The sequence below is a fragment of the Parabacteroides sp. CAG:2 genome, from assembly GCF_000436315.1.
GTDB classification, from domain to species: domain Bacteria; phylum Bacteroidota; class Bacteroidia; order Bacteroidales; family Tannerellaceae; genus Parabacteroides; species Parabacteroides distasonis.
Genome location: NZ_FR885329.1, coordinates 128,133 through 138,958, shown reverse-complemented (window position 1 = coordinate 138,958; position 10,826 = coordinate 128,133). Strand labels below are relative to the sequence as shown.

Annotated in this window: 8 protein-coding genes (1 of these 8 only partly in view); 7 read left to right on the top strand and 1 reads right to left on the bottom strand. The window is 51.0% G+C overall.

The window, feature by feature from the left end; translation table 11 throughout:
- The 7 genes from gcvP to QVP94_RS17620 form a co-directional block, all read left to right on the top strand.
- On the top strand, positions 1 to 2,434 hold the 3' portion of the coding sequence (gene gcvP, locus QVP94_RS17650; protein WP_022193131.1) for an aminomethyl-transferring glycine dehydrogenase. 449 nt of this gene lie to the left of the window's left edge; the window shows 2,434 of its 2,883 coding nt (coding positions 450-2,883); its start codon lies beyond the left edge, outside the window; the stop codon is at positions 2,432 to 2,434.
- Positions 2,431 to 3,540 carry a glycoside hydrolase family protein gene (locus QVP94_RS17645; RefSeq protein ID WP_039848705.1) on the top strand — a complete coding sequence of 370 codons (1,110 nt, stop codon included), beginning with the start codon at positions 2,431 to 2,433 and terminating at the stop codon, positions 3,538 to 3,540. The genes gcvP and QVP94_RS17645 overlap by 4 nt, the downstream gene beginning before the upstream one ends.
- 111 nt (positions 3,541 to 3,651) lie before the next feature.
- A complete protein-coding gene (locus tag QVP94_RS17640; RefSeq protein WP_005855557.1) occupies positions 3,652 to 5,031 on the top strand; it encodes an MFS transporter in 1,380 nt (459 codons plus the stop codon).
- A 183-nt stretch (positions 5,032 to 5,214) separates the two neighbouring features.
- On the top strand, positions 5,215 to 5,694 hold the full coding sequence (locus QVP94_RS17635; RefSeq protein WP_022193129.1) for a helix-turn-helix domain-containing protein: 480 nt from the start codon (positions 5,215 to 5,217) through the stop codon (positions 5,692 to 5,694).
- Between the two features lie 155 nt (positions 5,695 to 5,849).
- A complete protein-coding gene (locus QVP94_RS17630; protein WP_022193128.1) occupies positions 5,850 to 6,755 on the top strand; it encodes an electron transfer flavoprotein subunit beta/FixA family protein in 906 nt (301 codons plus the stop codon).
- Between the two features lie 4 nt (positions 6,756 to 6,759).
- On the top strand, positions 6,760 to 7,779 hold the full coding sequence (locus QVP94_RS17625) for an electron transfer flavoprotein subunit alpha/FixB family protein (protein WP_005855554.1): 1,020 nt from the start codon (positions 6,760 to 6,762) through the stop codon (positions 7,777 to 7,779).
- A 4-nt stretch (positions 7,780 to 7,783) separates the two neighbouring features.
- Positions 7,784 to 9,490: an acyl-CoA dehydrogenase family protein gene (locus tag QVP94_RS17620; RefSeq protein ID WP_005855553.1), complete on the top strand. Its 1,707-nt coding sequence runs from the start codon at positions 7,784 to 7,786 to the stop codon at positions 9,488 to 9,490.
- Between the two features lie 51 nt (positions 9,491 to 9,541).
- Here the strand turns inward: QVP94_RS17620 and QVP94_RS17615 are convergent, their stop codons facing one another.
- Positions 9,542 to 10,825 (bottom strand): MATE family efflux transporter, encoded by a 1,284-nt coding sequence (locus tag QVP94_RS17615; RefSeq protein WP_005855552.1) that lies wholly within the window; start codon positions 10,823 to 10,825, stop codon positions 9,542 to 9,544.
- Position 10,826 lies beyond the last annotated feature (1 nt).

Genomic DNA, 10,826 nt, shown 5'->3' with positions numbered 1-10,826 from the left:
CGACGAGGCGACAGCGGCAGCCGAGGCGGTTACCATGTTCCATGGTTCACGTAGCCGTGCGCAGGTGAAAGCGGAAGCGAATACGGTATTCATCGACGAGAATGTGTTCGCCTCTACGCTGGCCGTCATCCACACCCGCATGGTCCCGCAGGGCATCCAGGTGGTAGTGGGCGATTATAAGAAATTCGAGTTCACGCCGGATGTGTTCGCCGCCATCGTACAGTTCCCGAACGCGGATGGTTCGATCGAGGACTATAAGGAATTCGTAGCCCGTGCGGGCGCCGCCGGAGCCAAGGTAGGCGTAGCCGCCGACTTGATGAGCTTGGTATTGCTGACTCCTCCGGGAGAATGGGGAGCGGATGTCGTATTCGGTAGCAGCCAGCGCTTCGGTATCCCGATGTTCTACGGGGGTCCTTCCGCCGCTTTCTTCGCTACGAAGGACGATTATAAACGTACGATCCCGGGACGTATCATCGGTATCTCCAAGGACGCTTACGGCCATCCGGCTTATCGCTTGGCCTTGCAGACCCGCGAGCAACATATCAAACGTGAGAAGGCTACGTCCAATATCTGTACGGCTCAGGCGTTGTTGGCTACCATGGCCGGCTTCTACGCCGTATATCATGGAGCGGAGGGGTTGCGTAACATCGCCGGACGGATTCATTCCACGGCCGGATTCTTGGCCAAGGAGTTGGAGAAACTGGGATATACGCAATTAAACAAGGATTATTTCGATACCTTGAAGATACAGCTTCCTTCACACGTGTCGGTGAACGCGCTGCGTGAGATCGCCTTGGAGTGCAAGGTGAACTTGCGTTATTTCGAGGCCGGACAAGTGGGCGTCAGCATAGACGAGACAACATTGCCTACGGACATAGGCGTATTACTATACATCTTCGCCGGAGCCGCAGGTAAAGACTATATGCTGGACGAGTCTATCCCCGCCCAGACTTATTTCGACGCTAAATTCGCCCGTACCTCCAATTTCTTGCAGCAAGACGTATTCAAGAAATATCATACGGAGACCGAGTTGATGCGTTACATCACCCGTTTGGGACGAAAGGATGTTTCCTTGGCTCAATCCATGATCTCGCTGGGATCTTGCACGATGAAGCTGAACCCGGCTTCTACGATGTTGCCGCTTAGCCGTGCGGAATTCATGAATATCCACCCGTACGCTCCGGAGGAGCAAGTGGAGGGCTATACGGAGCTGATCGAGAACCTGTCTTCTTACTTATGCACGATCACAGGCTTCAAGGGCTGTACGTTGCAACCGAACTCCGGCGCCGCCGGCGAGTACACGGGTCTTCGTGTGATCCGTGCTTATCAGGAAAGCATCGGCCAAGGCCATCGTGATATCGTTTTGCTTCCGGCTTCCGCCCACGGAACCAACCCGGCCAGCGCTATCCAATGCGGATATAAGACCGTAACCGTTAAATGCGACGAGAATGGTAATATCGATCTGGAAGATTTCCGCGCGAAAGCCGAGGAGAACAAGGAGCGTCTGGCTGCCAGCATGATTACCTATCCGTCCACGCATGGTATCTTCGAGGTGGACATCAAGGAGATGTGCGACATCGTTCACGCTTGCGGAGGACAGCTTTATATGGATGGCGCCAACATGAACGCGCAGGTAGGATTGACAAATCCGGGTACGATCGGCGCCGATGTATGTCACTTGAACCTGCATAAGACCTTCTCTTCTCCTCACGGAGGTGGTGGTCCCGGCGTAGGCCCGATCTGCGTGGCCGAGCATCTGGTTCCGTTCTTGCCGCAGCATCCGGTGCTTTGGGGCAGCGACTTGAATACGGTATCCGCAGCTCCTTATGGTAGCGCCGGTATCCTGCCGATCACGTACGCTTACATCCGCTTGCTGGGTACGGAAGGTCTTGAGACAGTGACGAAGACGGCCATCTTGAACGCCAATTACTTGGCCGCTAAGTTCAAGGATACGTACGGCATCGTTTATACCGGAGCGACAGGCCGTGTAGGTCATGAGTTGATCTTGGAATGCCGCACGGTAAAAGAGCGTTCGGGCATCGACGAGGGCGATATCGCCAAGCGTTTGATGGACTTCGGCTACCACGCTCCTACCCTATCTTTCCCGGTACACGGCACCTTGATGGTAGAGCCGACCGAGAGCGAGAGCAAGGCCGAGCTGGATCGTTTCGTAGAGGTAATGGAATGTATCTGGAACGAGATCAAGGAGGTGGAGGAAGGCAAGGCTTCGAAGGAGGACAACGTCTTGAAGAACGCCCCGCATCCGGAATACGAGGTGACCGCCGACGAGTGGAAACACGCGTATCCCCGCACGAAGGCCGCCTTCCCGCTGGAATGGTTGCACGACAGCAAGTTTTGGATTAACGTAGCCCGTGTAGATAACGCTTATGGCGATCGTAACTTAATACCGACTTTATGCGCTTGCGAGATATGAAGAAGCTCTTTATCGCTTTGGCGGCCGTCGCTCTGACGGCTTGCGTCAAGGCGCCCGAGAAAACAGTCAAGGTCTACGCATGGCAAGGCGAAGGCGGGAATACCACCGAGCAAACCTTACAAGCGGACTTTAGTAAATGGCATGCCCACGGTGTAGACGGGATGTGCTACAACGCCGGCCACGACACGGAGAAAATCCAGCGTGCCGCCAAAGCGGCCCATGCCAATGGCATGGAATACCACGCATGGATTCCTGCCATGTTGCAACATGGATTGGACTCCACCCTCTACGCCGTGAACCGGAAAGGCGAGTCGGCCTATTCCGTACAGGCCTATGTCCCTTATTACAAATGCCTGTGCCCGAACCAAGAAGGTACGGCGGAGTTCTTGCTGGATCTATATGGCAAGGTAGCCGATATCCCGGAGGTGGATTATATCCATCTGGATTATATCCGTTACGTGGATGTCATCCTGGCCCGCGGACTTTGGGAAAAATACGGCTTGGTGATGGACGAGGAATATCCTACGGCGGACTATTGCTACTGTGACAAATGCGTGGCCGATTTCAAGGCCGCTACCGGTATCGACATCAAATCCGTAGAGGATCCTTCCAAATGCGCGGAATGGGCGCAGTTTCGTTGCGACCTGATCACGAAATTGGTAAATCGCATCGCCGACGAGGTTCACGGCAAAGGCAAGAAAGTGAGCGCCGCCGTATTCCCGGGGCCGGACTCTCACGCTAAATGGATGGTTCGTCAAGAATGGAATAAATGGAATATCGACGCTTTCTTCCCGATGAATTATAACGATTTCTATCTGGAGGACGCTTCTTGGCTGGCTCCGATCGTGAAAGAGGAAGTAGCCGCCGTGCAAGGCAAGAAGCCGGTTTATAGCGGTCTGTTCATCTGCGAGGATTGGCAGAACAAGGCGAATATCAAGGACCCGGAAGGCCATGGACTGATCCCGTCCGAGATCGAGGAGGCCGTAAGAGGCTCCATGGAGAACGGAGCGGCCGGCGTGGCGTTGTTTACGCCGGGCAACATGACGGATGAGCATTGGAAAGCTTTCGATAAGGCGATCCACCAACCGTATACCGTAAAGCCCTAATTCGTAATTACTATACGATAAAACAAAGACAAGGAGGCGCAGCTCTTCATTTTCTCACCTGCGCCTCCTCTTTTACTTATCCATCTAATCTATCTTACTAATAAAAATATCATGACAACTAAGAAACAAGAGAAAATCAAGTTCAGTAAAGCATTCTGGGTAGCGAACACCGTCGAGTTGTTCGAGCGAGCCGCTTATTATGGCGTATTTATCGTTATAACCCTTTATCTTAGCCGCATCTTAGGCTTTAACGATATTCAGGCCGCCAGCATCGCCGGTATCTTTTCCGCTTGTCTGTATCTGCTGCCCACATTCGCCGGAGCGTTGGCCGATAAGATCGGTTTCCGCAACTCGATGCTACTGGCTTTCACTTTGTTAACTTGTGGCTATCTAGGACTGGCTGTTTACCCTACTTGGCTTCAATCCGCCGGACTTGTTGAATACAGCACGACGACTACCTTTACGGGATTGCTGGAGAGCAATCTTCAGTACGGCATTATCCCTATCATGGCCTTGATCGTATGCGGCGGGGCTTTTATCAAGAGCGTTATCTCCGGCACGGTCGCTAAAGAGACTACGCCGGAAACCCGTGCGAAGGGCTTCTCTATCTTCTACGCGATGGTAAATATCGGGGCCTTCTCCGGGAAGACCATCGTGAAGCCGCTTCGTGAGGCGTTGGGCAACGAAGGTTTGATTACCTTGAACTATTTCTCGGCGAGCATGACCTTCCTTGCCTTGCTAGCCATCTGGTTCTTCTACAAAAGCGCTCAGCATTCGGGCGAGGGCAAGACGTTCGGGCAGATCTGGAACGCCTTGATCAAGGTTTGTAGTAACGGACGGCTCATTACATTAATCATCATTATCACCGGATTCTGGATGGTACAACACCAGCTGTATGCCACGATGCCAAAATATGTGCTTCGTTTGGCCGGCGAGGGAGCCTCTCCTTCTTGGTATGCCAACGTAAACCCTTTAGTCGTAGTTCTGACAGTCAATCTTGTAACACAGATGATGCGGAAGCGGACAGCGCTTACCTCCATGACGGTGGGTATGTTTATCATGCCGGTGTCCGCTCTTTGCATGGCATCCGGTAATATGCTGGATACTAATTCCTTGATCCTAGGGATGCATCCCGTAGCCTTCATGATGGTGGTGGGTATCGTCTTCCAAGGGCTGGCGGAGACGTTCATCTCTCCTCGCTTTCTCGAGTATTTCTCCTTGCAAGCACCCAAAGGAGAAGAAGGTCTCTATCTTGGATTCAGCCATTTGCATTCTTTCCTCTCCTCTATCTTCGGATTCGGGCTGTCCGGTTTCCTTTTAAGCAAGTATTGCCCGGAGCCAACCCTGTTCGCCTCTCACGAGGAATGGCTGGCGGCAAGCGCGAACGCCCATTACATCTGGTATTACTTCGGTGCGATCGCCTTGGTATCCGCCGTAGCGTTGATCGTGTATGGACAAGTCGTAAAGAGGCTGGATAGCCAAAAGATTTGACCCGGTAAAACTACGAGGTCAAATCCATTACCTTTGATTTGACCTCGTAGTTCTAAAATATCTAATCCAAACACATGGATTTGACCTTTAAGGCTTGCGATATCCAATCATAATCCGTAGATTTGACCCGGAAGAATCGCAAGATCAAATCCTTGAGAAAAAACAACCTTAAAACAGATCATCATGGAAGAAACATTCAAGAGAATCCCCCCGGAAGATGTCTTTATCACCGTCTTCAAGCGTAAACCCACCGAAGAAGAGCTTTGGATGGGCGTCCCTCCCGACTTCGACGGCAACCGCCCCTCGGGCAACAACCTGATCGATCTCTTCGCCTATCTCATCCGCAAGTACGGCCGGATGGACACCAGCGAATACGCCCGCATAATGCAACTCAAGACCAGCGAGCTCCGGGGCGCCATCCTCGCCATCGGCGGCATGTCGGCGATGGAATGGCGCAACCGCTACCTTCTCCTCGAAGCTCAGGAGCTGATGGAGCGGACGGACATGAGCATCACCGAGATCGCCGCCAAGCTGGGTTTCTCGCAGCCCTCGGTATTCTCCAAGTTCTTCCGCACGCTGACGAAATCGCAGCCTTGGGAATGGCGCATCGAGAAAAAAAAACCGGGCTCAAACCGGAAGAGAACCTATCATCGCTACGAGTAATCAACAGGCAATACATGCTCAAACAGATACGAAGTGTGCAATTTCCCGACTAAAGTTCTTTGTTATAAAGAATGTTTGATTACTTTTGCACCTCGAGATTAACAAGAATGTAGAAGTATTATATCAACATAAAAATCTAATATTCCTAATATAATATGAGTTTAAGAATTATTGTTTTAGCGAAACAGGTCCCGGATACACGAAACGTGGGAAAGGACGCCATGAAAGCGGACGGTACGATCAATCGCGCCGCCTTGCCTGCGATCTTTAACCCGGAAGACCTGAATGCGTTGGAACAAGCGTTACGCTTGAAAGACGCTTACCCCGGGACAACAGTTACGCTGCTGACGATGGGCCCGGGACGTGCCGCCGAAATCATCCGCGAGGGTTTGTATCGTGGTGCTGACGGCGGTTTTTTGTTGACCGACCGTGCGTTTGCCGGAGCCGACACGCTAGCCACATCCTATGCGCTTGCCACGGCTATCAAGAAAATCAACGATTATGATATTATCATCGGTGGTCGCCAAGCGATCGACGGCGATACGGCACAGGTAGGTCCGCAAGTCGCCGAGAAATTGGGAGTGACCCAGATCACGTATGCCGAGGAAATCCTGAACGTAGATAAAGAGGCCGGACGTATCACCGTAAAACGTCATATCGACGGGGGTGTCGAGACCGTGGAAGGTCCGCTTCCGATCGTAATCACCGTGAATGGTTCCGCCGCTCCCTGCCGTCCTCGTAATGCGAAGTTGGTACAGAAGTACAAATACGCCATGGGTAAACAGGAACGGAACACGCAACCCGCCTGTCACCAAGATGGAGAACCGACCGTTCGCTACCCGGAATTGTACGAGACCCGCCCGTATCTGGATATCCAGGAATGGAGCGTAGCCGACGTGAATGGTGACTTGGTTCAATGCGGCCTTAGCGGTTCGCCGACGAAGGTAAAAGCGATCGAGAATATCGTCTTCCAAGCCAAGGAAAGCAAGACCATCTCCAGCGCCGACCAAGAAGTAGAGGATTTGATTGTCGAACTGTTAGCTAACCACACCATCGGATAAGATTATGAACAACGTATTTGTATATTGTGAGACAGAAGGCACGAACGTTGCCGATGTAAGTCTTGAGCTTCTGACTAAAGGTCGTAAGCTAGCCAATCAATTGGGCTGTGGGCTGGAGGCGATCGTTGCCGGGTCCGGCCTTGAGGGTGTAGAGAAACAAGTATTGCCTTTTGGCGTCGACAAGGTTCATGTGTTCGACGCTCCGGGTCTGTTCCCTTATACGTCACTTCCTCATTCCTCTATCTTGATCAATTTGTTCAAGGAGGAGAAACCGCAGATTTGCTTGATGGGCGCTACGGTGATCGGTCGTGACTTGGGCCCTCGTGTATCCTCGGCCTTGACAAGCGGCTTGACGGCCGATTGTACCTCTTTGGAGATCGGCTCGCACGAGGACAAGAAAGCGGGTATCACCTACGAGAACTTATTATATCAGATCCGTCCGGCGTTCGGTGGTAACATCGTAGCCACGATCATCAACCCGGAACATCGCCCGCAAATGGCGACCGTTCGTGAGGGCGTGATGAAAAAGGAGGTTTTGGACGAGAACTATAAAGGCGAAGTGATCCACCACGATGTAGCGAAGTATGTCCCCGAGACAGACTATGTGGTGAAAGTGATCGACCGTCATGTAGAGAAAGCGAAGCACAACCTGAAAGGCGCTCCGATCGTAGTAGCCGGAGGTTATGGCGTAGGCTCTAAGGAGAACTTTAATTTATTGTTCGATTTGGCGAAAGAGCTTCACGCCGAGGTAGGTGCCAGCCGTGCGGCTGTCGATGCCGGTTTCTGCGACCACGACCGTCAGATCGGTCAGACCGGTGTCACGGTGCGTCCGAAATTGTATATCGCTTGCGGTATCTCCGGGCAGATCCAGCATATCGCCGGCATGCAAGACGCCGGTATCATCATTTCGATCAATAATGATGAGAACGCCCCGATCAACACGATCGCCGATTACGTAATCAATGGTACGGTAGAAGAGGTGATTCCTAAGATGATTAAGTATTACAAAAAGAACAGTAAGTAAGATTATGGCTAATTTCTATACAGATAATCCCAGCTTGAAGCATCATCTTCACCATCCGTTGATGAAGCGTATCGTAGAGCTGAAAGAGCGCGGCTATGCCGACAAGGATACATACGATTATGCTCCGATCGATTTTGAGGACGCAATGGATAGCTACGAGAAAGTATTGGAGATCGTTGGTGAGATTTGCGGGGAAATTATCGCCCCGAACGCTGAGGGCGTAGACCATGAGGGCCCCACGGTAGCGAACGGACGTGTCACGTACGCTTCCGGGACACAGCAAAACCTCGATGCCGTTCGCAAGGCCGGCTTGATGGGTATCGCTATGCCTCGCCGCTACAATGGGTTGAATTTCCCGATCGTCCCTTACATCATGGCCGCCGACTTGGTTTCCCGTGCCGACGCCGGTTTCGAGAACCTTTGGGGTCTACAAGATTGTGCCGAGACCTTATACGAGTTCGGCAACGAGGATCAACGCCAACGTTACATCCCTCGTGTTTGCGACGGAGAGACCATGTCTATGGACTTGACGGAGCCGGACGCAGGTTCCGACCTTCAATCCGTTATGTTGAAAGCTTCTTACAACGAGGCTGACGGTTGCTGGTATCTGAACGGCGTAAAGCGTTTCATCACGAATGGCGACGCTGACATCCATTTGGTATTGGCCCGTTCCGAGGAAGGTACGAAGGATGGACGTGGCCTTTCCATGTTCATCTACGACAAGCGCAATGGTGGCGTGAATGTCCGTCGTATCGAGAACAAAATGGGTATCAAAGGCTCTCCTACTTGCGAGTTGGTATTCAAGAACGCGAAAGCCGAGCTTTGCGGTGATCGTAAGCTAGGTTTGATCAAATATGTAATGGCTTTGATGAACGGTGCCCGTCTGGGTATCATGGCTCAAGCCGTAGGACTTAGCGAGGCTGCCTATCGTGAGGCTTATGCTTACGCCTTGGATCGTAAACAGTTTGGTAAGTCTATCATCGAGTTCCCGGCGATCGCTGAGATTATCGCCTTGATGCGTGCGAAAGCGGATGCTTCCCGTTCTATGTTATACGAGACCGCCCGTTTCGTTGACGTCTACAAAGCGTTGGATGATATATCCAAGGAACGTAAACTGACTCCGGAAGAACGTCAAGAATTCAAGAAGTACAGCAAGCTCGCGGATGCTTTCACCCCGATGGGTAAAGGCATGACTACCGAGTACGCAAACCAGAACGCTTACGACGCTATCCAAGTTCACGGAGGTTCCGGTTTCATGAAGGACTACGCTTGCGAACGTATCTACCGGGATGCCCGCATCACGAATATCTATGAGGGTACCACCCAATTGCAAGTCGTAGCGGCCATCCGCCACGTCACCACGGGTACTTATTTGAACCAGATTCGTGAATACCAAGCGATCGAGTATAAGCCGGAATTAGAGGCTCTGAAGAACAAACTTGCCGCTATGACCGAGAAGTATGAGAAAGTGGTAGCCAAGGTTACGGAGACAAAGGATAACGAATATATTGACTTCCAAGCTCGCCGTATGGTCGAGGCAGCCGCTCATTGCGTATTCGGCTACTTGCTATTGCAAGACGCAAACAAAGATGACAGCTTCCGCCGTTCCGCCGAGGTTTATGTAAACTACGGACAAGCTGAGATTGATAAGATCGAATCCTTCATCAACAACTTCAATCGTGAGGACTTAGTTTATTACAAACAACAGTAAATAGGTTTTCCTAGGATAAAATGAGGCGAGGATCAGTTACAGGTTCTCGCCTTATTTTTTTAACCGCCAAAGTACCCATTGCATACCGCCACGTAAAGACAGATACCAAAGGAAAGCCATCCATAACGCATGATTCCCCATCGATTGATAAAACAAGTAATACATAATAAAGAAAGTGCCCGAGGCCACAAGCATCGAGTAAAGCATCTGGCGTGTGGCCGTGGCACCGATAAAGATACCGTCCCAAAGGAAAGCGGAGAATCCACATAAAGGAATCGCCAACACCCAATAGAAATAATCCCCGGAAGCTTCAATGACTGAGGTATCGTTCGTCAATAATCCCAGAAAATTCTTCCCTCCCAACGCATAAAGGATCGTGAAAGACAATGAGAGGCCGATTCCCCATAGGAACAATAAGCGAATGCATTTACGTAACCCCACATCGTTTTTGGCTCCAATAAAGCGACCGGCTAATGCCTCTCCCGCATAAGCGAATCCATCCATTATATAAGAGAACAAGGTAAATAACTGCATCAACAAGGTGTTTACGGCTAATATCACATCCCCTTGTCTCGCACCTGTAGAAGTAAAGAAAGTCGTAACAGCGACCAAGCACAAGGTCCGGAAAAATATATCACTATTGACTGAGAAGAAGCGACGCATCGCCTCCCTACCCCAAAGCCCGTTCCAATCAATATACGCTTTCAAACGTTTATAATATTTCAACCAAAGAGCAAACGCCATGAGGAGACCCGCATATTGGGCGATCAGTGTTCCCAACGCTACGCCTTCCACCTTCATACCCAGCACAAACACGAAACATAGGCTGGCCACAATATTCACGATATTCTGCGCGATAGCGATAAACATCGGGAAACGAGAATTCTGCATACCGATAAACCAACCGGCAAAGCCATATAACCCCAATACAGCCGGCGCTCCCCAGATACAGATATTAAAATAGAGAGAGGCCCATTGTTTTACCTCCTCCGTTGCGTCGATCAAAGTAAACGCAACCTTCAAGATAGGGTATTGAAGTATCAAAAGCCCCAAAGATATCAGGAAACCAACCCCGACAGACCGGAATAAGATCCGGGTAACTTCCGTCAAATCCCGTTTCCCGTACGCTTGGGAAGTCATACCGCTTGTCCCCATACGGAGAAACCCGAATATCCAGTAGATAATATTAAACAGCATCCCGCCTACAGCGATCGCCCCGATGTACGAAGCAGATCCAAGATGTCCCACGATCGCCACATCTATCAATCCCAATAAAGGTACGGTTATATTGGAAATAATAGAAGGTATCGCCAGTTGAAGTATTTTCTTATTCATA

Excerpts from the sequence above, each read along its gene's own strand:
- QVP94_RS17645 (WP_039848705.1), top strand. The coding sequence starts at position 2,431 with ATGAAGAAGCTCTTTATCGCTTTGGCGGCCGTCGCTCTGACGGCTTGC.
- QVP94_RS17640 (WP_005855557.1), top strand. The coding sequence starts at position 3,652 with ATGACAACTAAGAAACAAGAGAAAATCAAGTTCAGTAAAGCATTCTGG.
- QVP94_RS17635 (WP_022193129.1), top strand. The coding sequence starts at position 5,215 with ATGGAAGAAACATTCAAGAGAATCCCCCCGGAAGATGTCTTTATCACC.
- QVP94_RS17630 (WP_022193128.1), top strand. The coding sequence starts at position 5,850 with ATGAGTTTAAGAATTATTGTTTTAGCGAAACAGGTCCCGGATACACGA.
- QVP94_RS17625 (WP_005855554.1), top strand. The coding sequence starts at position 6,760 with ATGAACAACGTATTTGTATATTGTGAGACAGAAGGCACGAACGTTGCC.
- QVP94_RS17620 (WP_005855553.1), top strand. The coding sequence starts at position 7,784 with ATGGCTAATTTCTATACAGATAATCCCAGCTTGAAGCATCATCTTCAC.
- QVP94_RS17615 (WP_005855552.1), bottom strand. The coding sequence starts at position 10,825 with ATGAATAAGAAAATACTTCAACTGGCGATACCTTCTATTATTTCCAAT.